This is a genomic window from Serratia sp. EWG9, from assembly GCF_019913725.1.
In the GTDB taxonomy this organism is placed as follows: Bacteria; Pseudomonadota; Gammaproteobacteria; order Enterobacterales; family Enterobacteriaceae; genus Serratia; species Serratia ureilytica.
The window spans coordinates 158,477-172,951 of the sequence record NZ_JADNRO010000006.1 but is presented as its reverse complement, the minus strand read 5'-3'; the positions used below and the strand labels follow the sequence as shown (position 1 = coordinate 172,951).

At 60.1% G+C, this 14,475-nt stretch carries 16 protein-coding genes; 3 read left to right on the top strand and 13 right to left on the bottom strand.

What is annotated here, in order from left to right:
* Positions 1-101: 101 nt before the first annotated feature.
* The 3 genes from yfcG (at position 102) to ITX55_RS15395 (ending at position 2,145) form a co-directional block, all read left to right on the top strand.
* Positions 102-731 carry a GSH-dependent disulfide bond oxidoreductase gene (gene yfcG, locus ITX55_RS15405; RefSeq protein WP_016926886.1) on the top strand — a complete coding sequence of 210 codons (630 nt, stop codon included), beginning with the start codon at positions 102-104 and terminating at the stop codon, positions 729-731.
* 111 nt (positions 732-842) lie between these two features.
* Positions 843-1,214, top strand: coding sequence for a dihydroneopterin triphosphate 2'-epimerase (gene folX / locus ITX55_RS15400; protein ID WP_025303682.1), 372 nt, complete (start codon positions 843-845; stop codon positions 1,212-1,214).
* Positions 1,215-1,230: 16 nt separating this feature from the next.
* Positions 1,231-2,145, top strand: coding sequence for a TIGR01777 family oxidoreductase (locus ITX55_RS15395; RefSeq protein WP_033643873.1), 915 nt, complete (start codon positions 1,231-1,233; stop codon positions 2,143-2,145).
* A 7-nt stretch (positions 2,146-2,152) separates the two neighbouring features.
* On the opposite strand, the gene hisP is transcribed toward ITX55_RS15395, so the two are convergent.
* The 13 genes from hisP to ITX55_RS15330 form a co-directional block, all read right to left on the bottom strand.
* Positions 2,153-2,926: a histidine ABC transporter ATP-binding protein HisP gene (gene hisP, locus ITX55_RS15390; RefSeq protein ID WP_004936098.1), complete on the bottom strand. Its 774-nt coding sequence runs from the start codon at positions 2,924-2,926 to the stop codon at positions 2,153-2,155.
* A gap of 21 nt (positions 2,927-2,947) precedes the next feature.
* Positions 2,948-3,652 carry an ABC transporter permease gene (locus ITX55_RS15385; protein ID WP_033643875.1) on the bottom strand — a complete coding sequence of 235 codons (705 nt, stop codon included), beginning with the start codon at positions 3,650-3,652 and terminating at the stop codon, positions 2,948-2,950.
* A complete protein-coding gene (locus ITX55_RS15380) occupies positions 3,649-4,335 on the bottom strand; it encodes a histidine ABC transporter permease HisQ (RefSeq protein WP_033635345.1) in 687 nt (228 codons plus the stop codon). The genes ITX55_RS15385 and ITX55_RS15380 overlap by 4 nt, the downstream gene beginning before the upstream one ends.
* Before the next feature lie 82 nt (positions 4,336-4,417).
* The gene (hisJ, locus tag ITX55_RS15375; RefSeq protein ID WP_033643876.1) at positions 4,418-5,200 is read right to left on the bottom strand and encodes a histidine ABC transporter substrate-binding protein HisJ; all 783 of its coding nucleotides are present in this window, start codon (positions 5,198-5,200) and stop codon (positions 4,418-4,420) included.
* 304 nt (positions 5,201-5,504) lie between these two features.
* Positions 5,505-6,077 (bottom strand): UbiX family flavin prenyltransferase, encoded by a 573-nt coding sequence (locus tag ITX55_RS15370; protein ID WP_033643877.1) that lies wholly within the window; start codon positions 6,075-6,077, stop codon positions 5,505-5,507.
* 139 nt (positions 6,078-6,216) lie between these two features.
* On the bottom strand, positions 6,217-7,734 hold the full coding sequence (gene purF / locus ITX55_RS15365; RefSeq protein WP_033632500.1) for an amidophosphoribosyltransferase: 1,518 nt from the start codon (positions 7,732-7,734) through the stop codon (positions 6,217-6,219).
* A 21-nt stretch (positions 7,735-7,755) separates the two neighbouring features.
* Positions 7,756-8,256 carry a colicin V production protein gene (gene cvpA / locus ITX55_RS15360; protein WP_004936119.1) on the bottom strand — a complete coding sequence of 167 codons (501 nt, stop codon included), beginning with the start codon at positions 8,254-8,256 and terminating at the stop codon, positions 7,756-7,758.
* A 234-nt stretch (positions 8,257-8,490) separates the two neighbouring features.
* The gene (gene dedD, locus ITX55_RS15355) at positions 8,491-9,243 is read right to left on the bottom strand and encodes a cell division protein DedD (RefSeq protein ID WP_033643878.1); all 753 of its coding nucleotides are present in this window, start codon (positions 9,241-9,243) and stop codon (positions 8,491-8,493) included.
* Positions 9,244-10,509 carry a bifunctional tetrahydrofolate synthase/dihydrofolate synthase gene (folC, locus tag ITX55_RS15350; RefSeq protein WP_182074579.1) on the bottom strand — a complete coding sequence of 422 codons (1,266 nt, stop codon included), beginning with the start codon at positions 10,507-10,509 and terminating at the stop codon, positions 9,244-9,246.
* A gap of 191 nt (positions 10,510-10,700) precedes the next feature.
* The gene (gene accD / locus ITX55_RS15345; RefSeq protein WP_033643880.1) at positions 10,701-11,609 is read right to left on the bottom strand and encodes an acetyl-CoA carboxylase, carboxyltransferase subunit beta; all 909 of its coding nucleotides are present in this window, start codon (positions 11,607-11,609) and stop codon (positions 10,701-10,703) included.
* Between the two features lie 232 nt (positions 11,610-11,841).
* On the bottom strand, positions 11,842-12,504 hold the full coding sequence (locus tag ITX55_RS15340) for a DedA family protein (protein ID WP_004936130.1): 663 nt from the start codon (positions 12,502-12,504) through the stop codon (positions 11,842-11,844).
* A gap of 78 nt (positions 12,505-12,582) precedes the next feature.
* Positions 12,583-13,404, bottom strand: a complete 822-nt coding sequence (truA, locus tag ITX55_RS15335) for a tRNA pseudouridine(38-40) synthase TruA (RefSeq protein ID WP_033651950.1) — start codon at positions 13,402-13,404, stop codon at positions 12,583-12,585.
* The gene (locus ITX55_RS15330; RefSeq protein ID WP_223085203.1) at positions 13,404-14,414 is read right to left on the bottom strand and encodes an aspartate-semialdehyde dehydrogenase; all 1,011 of its coding nucleotides are present in this window, start codon (positions 14,412-14,414) and stop codon (positions 13,404-13,406) included. The genes truA and ITX55_RS15330 overlap by 1 nt, the downstream gene beginning before the upstream one ends.
* Between the last annotated feature and the right edge of the window lie 61 nt (positions 14,415-14,475).

Below are 14,475 nucleotides of genomic sequence, written 5' to 3'. Positions count from 1 at the left end.
ATCCTTAGCTGCTATTGTTGGATCTCTGATATACCTTTGTGCGCGGCGAAGACCGCAGCAACGTGTAATGAATTACAGATCACCTTACCGCAGGAGGCAACATGATTGACCTGTATTACGCGCCTACTCCCAATGGTCACAAGATCACCTTGTTTTTGGAAGAGGTCGGCTTACCCTACCGTATCCATCGCGTAAACATCAGCGCCGGCGAGCAGTTCAAACCGGACTTTCTGAGCATTTCTCCCAACAACAAAATCCCGGCGATCGTCGATCAGCAACCGGTGGACGGCGGCGCGCCGATCAGCCTGTTCGAATCCGGGGAAATCCTGCTGTATCTGGCGGAGAAGACCGGCAAGCTGCTGAGCAAGGGCCTGCGCGAACGCGCCGCTACCCTGCAGTGGCTGTTCTGGCAAGTGGCCGGATTCGGGCCGATGCTCGGGCAGAATCACCACTTTAACCACTACGCGCCGCAGCCGGTGCCTTACGCCATCGAGCGTTACCATCTGGAGACCAAGCGGCTGTACGGCGTGCTGGAAGCTGAACTGCAAAAACACCCGTACCTGGGCGGCGATAACTACAGCATCGCCGATATCGCCACCTACCCGTGGGTCGTGTCGCATCCGCGCCAGCGCATCGATCTGGCGGATTACCCGGCGGTGCGCAACTGGTTCGAGCGCATCAGCAATCGCCCGGCGACCGAGCGCGCCTACAAACTGGCCGAACAAGCCTAAGTGCCTCCCCCGACTCCCCGTCGGCCGGGGAGTCACATCGTCCCTGCGTTATCATTTCCCTACTTTCCGTGTATTCTGAACGCTAATAATCAGACCTATGGAGAATCTCTGATGTCTTTCAGTCAACCCGACGCCGTTATTCGCATTAAAAATCTGCGGCTGCGCACGTTCATCGGTATCAAGGAAGAGGAAATCAACAACCGACAGGACGTCCTGATCAACGTGGTGATCCACTACCCGGCGGACAAGGCGCGCAACAGCGAAGATATCGCCGATGCGCTCAACTACCGCACCATCACCAAAGCGATCATCCGCCATGTGGAAGATAACCGTTTCGCGTTGCTGGAAAAATTAACGCAGGATGTGCTCGATATCGTAAAAGAACACGCCTGGGTGACCTATGCTGAAGTGGAGATAGATAAACTTCTGGCCCTGCGCTACGCCGACTCGGTTTCCATGACCATGAGCTACCGCCGGGACTAATTCAGGGAGGTCGACCATGCGGATCCTGATCACCGGCGCAACGGGATTGATAGGCAGCAGCCTGACGGCAAGACTGCTGGCGCTTTCTCACCACATTACGGTGCTGACCCGAGACGAACGGCGAGCCCGAGCCCGGCTGGGCGACCGGCCGAGCTATTGGCGAACGCTGGACGACCGGCAATCGCTGGATGAATTTGACGCGGTGATCAACCTGGCCGGCGAACCTATCGCCGACAAGCGCTGGAGCGCGCAGCAGAAAGAGCGGCTGTGCCGCAGCCGCTGGGATCTGACCGAACGCTTGGCGAAGCTGATCAAGGCCGGCAGCACGCCCCCCGGCGTGCTGATTTCCGGTTCCGCCGTCGGCTACTACGGCGATCAGGGGCAGGCGGTGGTGACCGAAGAGGAGCCGCCGCACGACGAATTCACCCACCAGCTGTGTCAACGCTGGGAAGCGCTGGCGCTGCAGGCGCAAAGCGACGCCACCCGCGTCTGCCTGCTGCGCACCGGCGTGGTGCTGGCGCCACAGGGCGGCGCGCTGGCCAAAATGCTACCGCCGTTCCGCTTCGGGCTCGGCGGCCCGATCGGCGACGGTCGCCAATACCTGCCGTGGATCCACCTCGAAGACATGGTCAACGGCATTATTTATCTGCTGGATCACGCCACCCTGAGCGGCCCGTTCAACATGGTCGCTCCCTACCCGGTGCACAACGAGCAATTCGCCGCCCAATTGGCCAACGTGCTCGATCGCCCGGCGTTTCTGCGGGTGCCGGCGTTCGTCATGCGGCTGTTGATGGGGGAAGCGGCGGTGCTGGTGCTCGGCGGCCAGCGGGCGGTGCCGAAGCGCCTGGAAGAGGCCGGTTTCCACTTCCGTTATCTGGAGCTGGAACAGGCATTGGATGACGTTGTCAATCAGCGGGCCGAAGCCCGCTGATCTGAGGTTACTTCAACGCGCCGGACAGGAACTGCTGCAGGCGCGGGCTTTTGGGATTGCCGAACAGCTCGGCCGGCGGGCCCTGCTCTTCGATCAACCCTTTGTGCAGGAAGATCACGTGGTTCGAAACGTGGCGCGCAAATTCCATTTCGTGCGTCACCACCACCATGGTTTTTCCCTCCTCCGCCAGCTTCTGCATGATGCGCAGCACCTCGCCCACCAACTCGGGATCCAGCGCCGACGTCGGTTCGTCAAACAGCAGCACTTCCGGCTCCATCGCCAATGCGCGGGCAATGGAGACGCGCTGCTGCTGGCCGCCCGACAGGTGCACCGGGTACTTGCCGCGCGCCCGCTCGTCGATGCCCACTTTATCCAGGTAGCGCACCGCGCGCTCGTGCGCGTCGGCCTTGCTCAGCCCCAGCACCTGCACCGGCGCCTCCATCACGTTCTCCAGCACCGTCATATGGCTCCACAGGTTAAAATGCTGGAACACCATGGTCAGGCGGGTGCGCAGCAGCTGCAGCTGCTTCTTGTCGAATACCTTCAGCTGGCCGTCCTTGTCGCGCACCATGCGAATATCTTCGTTGTTCAGGCTGATCGAGCCTTCGCTCGGCTTCTCGAGGAAGTTGATGCAGCGCAGAAAGGTGCTTTTGCCGGAGCCGGAGGAGCCGATGATGCTGATCACATCCCCGGCGTTGGCCGCCAGCGAGACGCCCTTCAGCACCTCGTGATCGCCATAGCGTTTGTGCAGTTCCGTGACGGCTAATTTATTCTCAGACATGGTTTTTCTTCCCGTCATTTATCAGTGACTAACGTGTGCCATCCAGCGTTTTTCAGCTTTGCGGAACAGGCTGATTAACACGTAGGAGATGATCAGGTACAACACCGCCGCAATGCCGAAAGCGTAAAACGGCTGATAGGTCGCGGCATTGATGTCGCGCGCAATCTTCAGCAGGTCCGGCACGGTGGCGGTAAACGCCAGCGCGGTGGAGTGCAGCATCAGGATCACTTCGTTGCTGTAGGCCGGCAGCGCGGTGCGCAGCGCCGAAGGCAAAATGATGCAGCGATACATCTTGAAGCGCGAGAAACCGTAGGCGTTGGCGGCCTCGATTTCACCGTGCGGCACCGAGCGGATCGCCCCGGCGAAGATCTCGGTGGTATACGCGCAGGTGTTGAGCGTCAGCGCCAGGATAGTGCAGTTGAGCCCGCTGCGGAAAAACGCGTTGAGAAACTCGCTGCCGCGCACGATTTCCAGGCTGTACATGCCGGAGTAGAACACCAGCAACTGCACGTACAGCGGCGTGCCGCGAAACACGTAGGTGTAGAGCCACACCGGGAAACGCACCCAGCGCAGGGAAGAGACGCGCGCCACCGCCATCGGGATCGCCAGCAGCCCGCCCATCACCACGGAGGCGATCAGCAGCCACAGCGTGACCGCCACGCCGGTGAAACGGTAGCCATCGCTCCACAGCAGCGACTGCCAATACTGTTGCAAAATCTCGATCATAGCTCGGCCCTCTTGACGCCCAGTGAGTAACGCCGTTCAAGCCACAACAGCACGCCGTTGGAAACGGTAGTGAAAATCAGGTAAACCACGCCGGCTACGATGGCGAAGAAGAACGGCTGATAGGTGCCTTTCCCCGCCAACTGCGTGGCTTTCACCACGTCGTTCAGGCCAAGGATAGACACCAGCGCCGTCGCCTTCAGGATCACCTGCCAGTTGTTGCCGATGCCCGGCAAGGCGAAGCGCATCATCGCCGGGAACAAAATGCGCCGAAAGATCTGCGCGCCGCTGAAGCCGTAGGCCGTCGCCGCCTCAATCTGCCCTTTCGGCACCGCCAAGTAGGCGCCGCGGAAGGTTTCGGTAAAGTACGCGCCGTAAATAAAGCCGAGGGTAATGATGCCGGCGCCGAGCGGGTCGATATCGATCTGCGAGAAACCGAGCAGCGTGGTGATGTTGTTCAAGGCGATTTGCAGGCCATAAAAAATCAGCAGCATCAGCACCAGATCGGGCACGCCGCGGATCAGCGTGGTGTAAGCGCCGAACAGGCCGGAAATCAGGGGGTTGTGGGAGAGTTTGCCGCCGGCGCCGATCAACCCGATCACCACCGCCAACAATACGGAACTGAGGGCCAACTCCAGCGTCACCAGAGCCCCCTCGAAAATCAGTTGGGAATAGCCTTGCAGCATCTACTTCACCCTGTCGTCTAGGATCCGAACCATCGGAGCCGGCGCACCGGCCCCGCAGTCACAGCATGGAACGGTTAGCGGATTAGCCGCCGTAGACGTCGAAGTCGAAGTACTTTTTCGCGTATTTATCGTAGGTGCCGTCTTTGCGCATCTCGGCGAAGGCTTTGTCCAGCGCCGCTTTCAGCTCGGTATCGGTTTTGCGCAGCCCCATGCCGGTGCCGACGCCAAAGAATTTGTCATCCTTCACCGATTCGCCGGCGAACGCATAGTCTTTGCCCGGCGGCTGTTTCAGGAAGCCATCGCTGCCCGCCACTTCATCCTGGAAGGCGGCGTCGATGCGCCCGGAGGCCAGATCGGCGTAGACCAGATCCTGGTTCTGATAAGGCACCACGGTGACGCCCTTCGGCTGCCACATGGCGTTGGCGTAGGCTTCCTGGGTCGTGCCCTGCAGCACGCCCACGCTCTTGCCTTTCAACGCATCCACGGTAGGCAACAGCTTAGACCCCTTCGGCGCGATCAGGCGGGCGTTGGCGGCATACAGCTTGTCGGTAAAGGCGATTTCCTGCTGGCGTTTTTCGGTGATGGACAGCGAAGAGATGATAGCGTCGATCTTTTTCGCCTTGAGGGATGGGATCAGCGCGTCAAAGTCGCTCTCCACGAAGGTGCATTGGGTATTTATGCGTTTGCACAGCTCTTTGGCCAAATCGATATCGAAGCCGACCAGCTCGCCTTTGGCGTTTTTGGATTCAAACGGCGCATAAGTCGGATCGGTGCCAATCTTCAATGTCGATGGGATAGCGGCGAATGCGCTGTTTGCGGCCGCCAAAGCCAAGACTAAAGGAAGAACCTTAACCAGCTTTTTCATAAATTACCCTCAAATTGATTTTTTTGATGCCACTACGGGCATTACTTTTCCCCACCAAATCAATTTGCAGTAATCGTGCCACATTAGGTGCTACGGGCGGAGGGAACGGCTCCGGCCTTCACAATACTGTTTCCTGGGACGATAACCGCAAAATTAAATCGGCCGCTCGGGGCCGCGCCACTGGCAGCCGCGACAGGACGGCGCCATGAAACAGTGAACGTGATGAAGTGGGATCATTATGGTGCATGCGCCGCCCTAATTCAGTGCGGTGTTGCACAAATGTACCAATTTGGGGATGAAAATGTTAATCAGCACCCTGCCAACGGGTGAACAGATCGGCCGGCAATTCGATATCAAACTGATCGATCACCCGATTGACGGTCTGATCGATGATGTCTTCCACGCTTTTCGGCTGGTGATAAAACGCCGGCACCGGGGGCATGATCACCGCGCCCATTTCCACCGCCTGCGTCATCAGCCGCAGGTGCCCAAGGTGCAACGGCGTTTCACGCACGCACAATACCAGGCGGCGGCGTTCTTTCAGCACCACGTCGGCGGCGCGGGTCAGCAGTCCGTCGCTGTAGCTGTTGACGATGCCGGACAGCGTTTTGACTGAACAAGGCAAAATCGCCATGCCCAGTGTTTTGAAGGAACCGGAAGAGATGGCGGCGGCGATATCGCGCGCATCGTGAACCACATCGGCCAGCGCCTGCACTTCACGCAGACTGTACGGCGTTTCCAGCGCCAGCGTCTGCCTTGCAGCGTTGCTCATCACCAGATGGGTTTCCACCTCTGCGACGTCGCGCAAGACCTGCAACAGGCGCACGCCGTAGATCGCGCCGCTGGCGCCGGAAATGCCGATGATGAGTCGTTTCATGAAGAATGGCCTCTGCCGTAAAAAGTAAAAAATAAGATCAGGCAGACTTTGCCGCAATGGCGAGGGATAAGCAAGTTCACAGGAGCAAGGCGCACCGCCGCAGACGCGACGATGCCCCCTGATGGATCAACACAGGCGGTTAGCCTTCGTTATGCAGTTCCAGATTTTCCGCTTCGGTTTGTCCCCGCAGCGCCTTGGCGTCGTCGTTGCGCAGCGACTCCAGGTATTCCAGATAGCTTTGATCGACGTCTTTGGTCACGTAGATGCCGTTGAATACCGAGCATTCGAACTGGGTGATGTCCGGGTTTTCTTCACGCACCGCTTCGATCAGATCGTCGAGGTCCTGGAAGATCAGCCCATCGGCGCCGATGATTTGGCGGATTTCATCCACTTCGCGCCCGTGGGCGATCAGTTCGTTGGCGCTCGGCATGTCGATGCCGTAGACGTTAGGGAAACGCACTTCCGGCGCGGCGGAAGCCAGGTACACGCGCTTGGCGCCCGCTTCGCGCGCCATCTCGACGATCTGCTCTGAGGTCGTGCCGCGCACGATGGAATCATCCACCAGCAGCACGTTCTTGTCGCGGAACTCGGCGCGGTTGGCGTTCAGCTTGCGGCGCACCGACTGACGACGCGCCTGCTGGCCCGGCATGATGAAGGTGCGGCCGACGTAGCGGTTCTTCACAAAGCCCTGGCGGTAGGGTTTGTCGAGAATGCGCGCGATCTCCAGCGCGATGTCGCAGGAGGTTTCCGGAATCGGGATCACCACGTCGATGTCCAGATCTTCCCATTCGCGGGCAATCTTCTCGCCCAGCTTCTGGCCCATGCGCACGCGGGCGCTGTAGACCGAGATCTTGTCCATAAAGGAGTCCGGGCGCGCGAAATAGACGTATTCGAACAGACACGGATTGGTTTTCGGATTCTCTGCGCACTGGCGGGTGAACAACTGGCCCTTGGTGGTGATGTACACCGCTTCGCCCGGCGCCACGTCGCGCAGGAATTCAAAGCCCAGGGTATCCAGCGCCACGCTCTCGGAAGCCACCATATACTCGCTGCGGCCATCTTCCAGCGTGCGTTTGCCGATCACCAGCGGACGAATGCCGTACGGGTCGCGGAACGCCAGCAGGCCGTGGCCGATAATCATCGCCACGCAGGCGTAAGCGCCGCGCAGTTGCTGATGCATGGCGGCGACCGCGGTAAAGATGTTGTCGGCCTCCAGCGGATAATGCGGGAAGCGATCCAGCTCGCTGGCCAGCACGTTCAGCAGGATTTCCGAGTCGGAGGTGGTGTTGACATGGCGGCGGCCGCTTTCGAACAGCTTTTGGCGCAGCTCATGGGCGTTGGTCAGGTTGCCGTTGTGGGCCAACGTAATGCCGAACGGCGAGTTGACGTAGAAAGGCTGGGCCTCAGAGGCGCTCGAGCTGCCGGCCGTCGGGTAACGCACATGGCCAATGCCCATGTTGCCCTGCAAGCGTTGCATATGGCGCGCCTCAAATACATCCTTCACCAGGCCGTTGGCTTTGCGCAAACGGAACCCGTTGTGGGCGTCAATGGTGACGATGCCTGCGGCATCCTGGCCACGGTGCTGAAGCACCGTCAGCGCATCATAAATCGACTGGTTTACCGGCATAAAACCGGCGATACCGACAATACCGCACATGTTGTCTTTTCCTCATCAGCGCTACCGCCCCGGCAATTGGGTCGGCAAGAAACTCGACGTGCTCTGCAGGTAGTCAAAGAACCACCTGATGACGTAACTGAACTGGGGAATCAGCTGCGACTGTTTCCAGTCGGCACTTTGTGAAAAGCCGGTAAAGGTATCCAGGAAGAACAGGATCGCCGCAACGATCAACACGCCGCGCAATGCGCCGAAGCAGATGCCCAGCACCCTGTCGGTGCCCGACAGCCCGGTTTTCTCTACCAGTGAGCTAATCACATAGTTAACAATAGCCCCTACGATCAGGGTCGCGATGAACAAAATCGCGATCGCGATGCCGTTTCGCACCAGTTCATCTTCAAAACGAGTGAAATAGACCGCAAGGTAAGAGTAGAAATGGCTGGCAACAAAAAACGCACATCCCCATGTCACAAGTGACAATGCTTCGCGAACAAACCCTCGGATCAGGCTCACCAGAGCCGAAAATCCAATCACCGCTATAATGACGTAATCAATCCAGACCATGAACTATTCCAATGATGAATCGCCCCTGCATCCAATTCGCGGCGAATTCTAACAGAAAAAGAAAACGTTTGCGTAGGGGATTTCCTACCACGTTACAAATAAAAAGCGGCGATTAAAAAATTCCCAATCGCCGCGCCTACATAGGTGATTTCGCCTGTAAAAGGCGCGGTTTCTCTCGAGATCTCTCCACCACTCCTTAATTCAGGGGCGCATCCTGCTGCGCCCCTGCGGGGTTTAACGACCGTACGGCTTCACCTGTCCGCTCAGCCCGCTGATCGAGTTCAGCGACGGCAATGCCGCCTGCAGCTTCTGCTTGGAAGCATCCGGGCCGACGTAGATGCGGGTGATCTGCCCTTGCACCGGCGTTGACGGCACGGTGAAGGCGCGATAGCCCGAAAGACGCAGCGAAGCGACAATCTCGTTCGCCTTGGCGGCATTCTTCAACGCCCCGAGCTGCACGACATAGGCTTGCCCAGCCGGCGCTTTTTCTTCCGCCGGTTTCGGCTGCGGTGCCGGCTCAGGCTTCGGCGTCGGTTCAGGTTTCGGCTCCGGCTTAGGCGTCGGTTTCACTTCCACCGGCTTCGGCTGCGGCGCCGGTTTCGGTTTCACCTCTACCGGTTTGGTTTCCACCGGTTTCGGCTTAGGCTGCTGCTGCACCGGCTGAGGACGCGTCTCGACCGGCGGCGGCGCCACCTGCGTCGGTTGCTGAGCATTCTGTCGCACCGCCTGTTGCGCCGCCGCTTCGTTGGCCGCCTGCTGCTCGACCAGCGCGCCCGCCCCTTCCGGCGGCTGCGCCGGCAACGGCTGCGTCACCGGCGGCAACACGTCGTTCTCTTCGACGTCGCCCGCCTTCGGCACCAAAGGAATGGCCGCGAATTCATCCTCGTAATGCTTCTTTTTGCCGTCCAGCAACCCTGGCAGGATAATCACCCCCAGCGCCACCAGAATCACGGTTCCGACCAGTCGGTTCTGAAATTTACTCGCCACTCACACTCCCCGCATCTCGTCTGACGCCGCCATCACCTGCGCAACGGTGTGGAACGATCCACAGACGATCACAATATCCTGTTTATCAGCATCCTGCATAGCCTGCCGCCAGGCAGTTTCGACATCATTAAAGCGTCGCGGTTCCGCCAGATGTTGCGCCAGCAGTTCAACGCTGGCGCCGCGCGGGCCGTCGAGCGGTGCGCAGTACCATTCATCCACCTGCTCGCTCAGGCAGGCCAGCGTACCGGCGATGTCCTTGTCCGACAGCATGCCCACCACCGCGCGCACCTTGCCGCCGTCGCGCGGCAGCTTGGCCAGACGCCCGGCGAGATAGCCGGCGGCGTGCGGGTTGTGCGCCACATCGAGGATCAGCATCGGCTCCCGCCGCACGATCTGGAAACGCCCCGGCAGCGTCGCCTGCTGCAGCCCGGTGAAGATCGCGCGCTCGTCGATTTCCAGCGGGGAACAGTTCAGCGCCGCCAGCGCGGTAGCGGCGTTGGCCAGCGGCACGTTCGGCGTCGGCAGATCGGTCAGCTGCGTGTCGCCGCCCTGCCACTGCCAGCGATCGCCCTGCTCGCTGAAGCTCCAGGCTTCACCGCGGCGATACAGCGGCGCGCCCAGCGTTTCGGCGACCTGGCGAATGCTGTCCGGCATGTCGGGTTCGCCCACTACCGCCGGCTTGCCGCTGCGGAAAATGCCGGCCTTTTCACGGCCGATGCTTTCGCGATCGTTGCCCAGCCAGTCGGTGTGATCGAGCGCGATGCTGGTGATCACCGCCACGCTCGGATCGACGATGTTGGTGGCGTCGAGACGTCCGCCCAGGCCGACTTCCAGGATCACCACGTCCAGCCGCGCCTGTTTGAACAGCTGCAGCGCCGACAGGGTGCCGAATTCGAAATAGGTCAGCGACGTTTCGCCGCGGCCGGCTTCAATGGCGGCAAACGAGCGGCTGTGCTCCGCTTCGCTCAGCTCTTCCCCCTGAATGCGCACACGTTCGGTGTAGCGCACCAGATGCGGTGAGCTGTAAACGCCGACGCGCAGGCCGGCGGCCAGCAGAATAGCTTCAAGGGTGCGACAGGTCGTGCCTTTGCCGTTAGTGCCGGCAACGGTGAACACCGTGGGAGCGGGGGTCAGTAAGTCCAGATGCGCCGCGACGCGCTGTACGCGCTCGAGGCCGAGTTCGATCGCCTGGCTGTGCAGACGTTCCAGATAGTAAAGCCACGAGCTCAATGGCGACGTGGCTTGGGGAATTTGGTGGTTTTGCATGAGTCCCATCACTGAACTTGGGTTCATTAATCCATCAGGGCACCACCCTCACCGCGGTAAAGGCGATGCGCTTCGTCACTGCCGCCCACCTGCAAACCGCAACGTCATAGGCCGCGGCCGGCAGGGAACGGGCATCAGCCGTCACTTAGCCACAAAGTGGCGGCTGAACCCGGGCGGGATCCGTCTTTGCCTCAGGCGTCGGCCTGCTGCTCCGGCTCAATGACCGGCGCGGCCTCATCGAAATGCGGCTGCGGCTGGTTGGTCAGCTTGGACAGAATGCTCGCCAGCGTTTGGCGCATTTCCGGGCGGCGAACGATCATATCGATCGCGCCTTTTTCGATCAGGAACTCGCTGCGCTGGAAGCCCGGCGGCAGTTTCTCGCGCACGGTCTGTTCGATCACGCGCGGGCCGGCAAAGCCGATCAGCGCTTTCGGCTCGGCGATGTTGATGTCGCCCAGCATCGCCAGGCTGGCGGAGACGCCGCCCATGGTCGGGTCGGTCAGCACGGAGATGTACGGCAAGCCGCGCTCCTGCATTTTGGCCAACGCCGCGCTGGTTTTCGCCATCTGCATCAGCGACATCAGCGCTTCCTGCATGCGCGCACCGCCGCTGGCGGAGAAGCACACCAGCGGACAGTTGTCCTCCAACGCCTGCTCAACCGCACGCACGAAACGCGCGCCAACCACGGAAGACATCGAACCGCCGATGAAGGCGAATTCAAAGGACGCCGCGACGATCGGCATGCCGTACAGCGTGCCCTTCATCACCACCAGCGCATCTTTCTCGCCGGTCGCTTTCTGTGCGGCGACCAGACGATCTTTATAGCGCTTGGAATCCTTGAATTTCAGAACGTCCTTCGGCTCCAGATCGCTGCCCAGCTCCACTTCGCTGCCTTCGTCCAGCAGGGTATGCAGACGCGCGCGCGCGCTCATACGCATGTGGTGGTCGCACTTCGGGCACACTTCCAGATTCCGCTCCAGCTCGGCGCGGTAGAGAACCTGGCCGCAGCTGTCGCATTTAGTCCAGACCCCTTCAGGAATGCTCGCCTTACGGGTTTGTGTGATATTGCTCTTGTTAAGAATTCGTTCAATCCAGCTCATCGATGACCTTTCTGTTTGAACCTGGCACACGCCAGTCCGCTGTTCATGCTTTAACAATCCCCCTGAAAACACCCCCAATGAAAAAATGCCCGTTCGCCGCGCGGCAAGCGCGCGACCGAGGCATCGGCTTCAGGGTTGTTCGCAGGAACAGACCATAATGTCGCTCATTAAACCATATCGGCCCGACGCTGTGGACAAAAAACTGGTCGAACCGACAGGTTGAGCGATGTTTTTATTGTTTTTGCTGGCGGGCGGCGGCGCGCTTGTGGCGCCAAATTTCAATCACGCCCGGCAGAATCGAAACGATGATGATCCCGACGATCAGCAGTTTCAGGTTCTCCTGTACCACCGGCAGATCGCCGAACAGGTAGCCAGCATAAGTGAAGAGCAGCACCCAAACCAGTGCGCCAATCACGTTGTAGGCGGCGAAGTGGCGATAGGACATATGCCCCATGCCGGCGACGAACGGCGCAAAAGTACGCACGATCGGCACGAATCGCGCCAGAATAATCGTTTTCCCGCCGTGCTTCTCATAAAACTGATGCGTTTTATCCAGGTAGCTGCGGCGGAAGATTTTCGAATTCGGGTTGCTGAACAGCTTCTCGCCGAACAACCGCCCGATAGTGTAGTTCACCGCATCGCCGATGATCGCCGCCACGGCCATCAACGCCACCATGGTGTGCACGTTCAGATCGTTGGTCGGCAAAGCCGCCAGCGCGCCGGCGACGAACAGCAAAGAATCCCCCGGCAGGAACGGCGTCACCACCAAACCGGTCTCGCAAAACAGGATCAGGAACAGAATAGCGTAGACCCACATGCCGTATTGTGCGACCAGTTCGGCCAGGTGCACATCAATATGCAGAATGAAATCAATAATAAACTTGATGATGTCCATAAATTCTCTCATTGATGCCGGGCGTTTCAATCACCCGGCAGAAGCACAAGGGAGCGACGCTTTCAGGCGTGCCGGCGTTTAATCGTCGGGTAAAAACAGCGGCCCCATCGGCGGCCGCGGGATGCCAAAGTGGTCGGGATAGTCCACGGAAACCAGATACAGCCCCTCGGCTCGCGCCGTCGCCGCCGCCAGATTGCGATCCTTCAGCGCCAGCAGCTCGGCCATCCAGTTCTCATCCTGATTGCCGCAGCCGATCTCCATCAGGCTGCCGACGATGTTGCGAACCATGTGATGCACGAAGGCATTCGCCTTGATATCTACCACAATATATTCGCCGTAGCGCGTAACCTTAACGTGTTTTACGCAGCGCCACGGGGTGCGCGACTGGCATTGCACCGCGCGAAACGAGGTAAAGTCGTTCTCGCCCAGCAATGCCTGCGCCGCCCGATGCATGCGGTCCGCGTCCAGCGGGTGATAGAAATGCGTCACCCCCTGTTGCAACACCGCCGGCCGGTAGCGATGGTTGAAAATAATATAGCGGTAACGGCGCGCGGTGGCGCTGAAACGCGCGTGAAAATCATCGGCGACGGGGCTCACCCAGCGCACCGCGATGTCCGGCGGCAAATGGGTGTTGACGCCCATCGTCCAGGCGGCGTCCTTGCGGCGCGCGGTGGTTTCGAAGTGCACCACCTGCCCGGTGGCGTGCACCCCGGCGTCGGTGCGCCCGGCGCACAGCACGTTGATCGGCGCATCCGCCACCTTGCTCAACGCCTGCTCCAGCCGTTCCTGCACGCTGGCCACTTCTTGCTGCCGCTGCCAGCCGTAGTAACGGCTGCCGTCATATTCGATGCCCAGCGCTACCTTCAGCGTCGGCTGAGCGGGCGAGACCACCTCAGACATCAGTACATCTGCTCCTGCACCAGACGCTCGGCGGTTTCGATCGCCATCAACGCGCCGCCGAAGCGGACGTTGTCCGCCACCGTCCAGAACTGCAACAGCTCGGGGATGCCGTAATCGTTGCGCAGACACCCGATACTGAGCGCATCGCTGCCGGAAGCTTCGGTGACCTGAGTCGGGTAATCATCCTCTTCACTCAGTTGAACGTCTTCGACCTCTTCAAGCTCGCTGCGCGCCTCTTCGGCGGACAGCGGACGCAGCGCTTCCAGATGCACGACCTGGGCGTGGCCATAAAACACCGGCGACTGGATGCAGCTCACCGAAATCGGCAACCCTTCGTCCTGCAGCACCTTGCGCACCTGATCGACGATCAGGCGTTCTTCGCGCACGCTGCCCTGCTCGTCGGCGACAAGCGGCAGCATATTAAACGCCAGCTGTTTAGAGAAAACGCCTTCTTCGGCCGGGATGCCGTTCAACAGCCGCGCGCTCTGGCCGGCCAGATCGTCCACCGCCGCCTTGCCGCGCGAGGATACCGACATCAGCGTCGTGACGTGCAGGCGCGACAGCCCCGCCTGTTCGGTCAGCGGTTTGATCGCCGTCAGCAGTTGGCTGACCATGCTGTCGGCCACCGCGACGATGTTGCGGTTGCGGTAATCCGCCAGCACCTGCGGGTTAACGCCAGGCACCACCAGCGGCACATCCGGTTCCATGGCGAACAGGCCGCTGGTGTCGATCACCAGACAGCCCATATTGCCGGCCTCTTCGGCATAGCGCGCGGAAGCGTCGCTGCCGGCGACGAAGAAGGCCAGTTGCGCCTGCGACCAATCGAACTCTTCGGCGTTTTGCACCAGAAGAGACTTGCCGTTGAAGCGCACATTGGCGCCCGCGCTGCGTTCGCTTGCCAGAGGATAGAGCTCACCCACCGGGAACTGGCGTTCCTGCAACAATTCCAGCAACGCTTCACCTACCGCGCCAGTGGCGCCGAGCAGCGCGATATTCCAGCCGTCAGACATTGGGTTTTCTCCAGAGTATTTCATTCATAAAAGCAGACGGGCAGTGCAGCCACCGCCCGAT

Excerpts from the sequence above, each read along its gene's own strand:
- yfcG (WP_016926886.1), top strand. The coding sequence starts at position 102 with ATGATTGACCTGTATTACGCGCCTACTCCCAATGGTCACAAGATCACC.
- folX (WP_025303682.1), top strand. The coding sequence starts at position 843 with ATGTCTTTCAGTCAACCCGACGCCGTTATTCGCATTAAAAATCTGCGG.
- ITX55_RS15395 (WP_033643873.1), top strand. The coding sequence starts at position 1,231 with ATGCGGATCCTGATCACCGGCGCAACGGGATTGATAGGCAGCAGCCTG.
- hisP (WP_004936098.1), bottom strand. The coding sequence starts at position 2,926 with ATGTCTGAGAATAAATTAGCCGTCACGGAACTGCACAAACGCTATGGC.
- ITX55_RS15385 (WP_033643875.1), bottom strand. The coding sequence starts at position 3,652 with ATGATCGAGATTTTGCAACAGTATTGGCAGTCGCTGCTGTGGAGCGAT.
- ITX55_RS15380 (WP_033635345.1), bottom strand. The coding sequence starts at position 4,335 with ATGCTGCAAGGCTATTCCCAACTGATTTTCGAGGGGGCTCTGGTGACG.
- hisJ (WP_033643876.1), bottom strand. The coding sequence starts at position 5,200 with ATGAAAAAGCTGGTTAAGGTTCTTCCTTTAGTCTTGGCTTTGGCGGCC.
- ITX55_RS15370 (WP_033643877.1), bottom strand. The coding sequence starts at position 6,077 with ATGAAACGACTCATCATCGGCATTTCCGGCGCCAGCGGCGCGATCTAC.
- purF (WP_033632500.1), bottom strand. The coding sequence starts at position 7,734 with ATGTGCGGTATTGTCGGTATCGCCGGTTTTATGCCGGTAAACCAGTCG.
- cvpA (WP_004936119.1), bottom strand. The coding sequence starts at position 8,256 with ATGGTCTGGATTGATTACGTCATTATAGCGGTGATTGGATTTTCGGCT.
- folC (WP_182074579.1), bottom strand. The coding sequence starts at position 10,509 with ATGCAAAACCACCAAATTCCCCAAGCCACGTCGCCATTGAGCTCGTGG.
- accD (WP_033643880.1), bottom strand. The coding sequence starts at position 11,609 with ATGAGCTGGATTGAACGAATTCTTAACAAGAGCAATATCACACAAACC.
- ITX55_RS15340 (WP_004936130.1), bottom strand. The coding sequence starts at position 12,504 with ATGGACATCATCAAGTTTATTATTGATTTCATTCTGCATATTGATGTG.
- truA (WP_033651950.1), bottom strand. The coding sequence starts at position 13,404 with ATGTCTGAGGTGGTCTCGCCCGCTCAGCCGACGCTGAAGGTAGCGCTG.
- ITX55_RS15330 (WP_223085203.1), bottom strand. The coding sequence starts at position 14,414 with ATGTCTGACGGCTGGAATATCGCGCTGCTCGGCGCCACTGGCGCGGTA.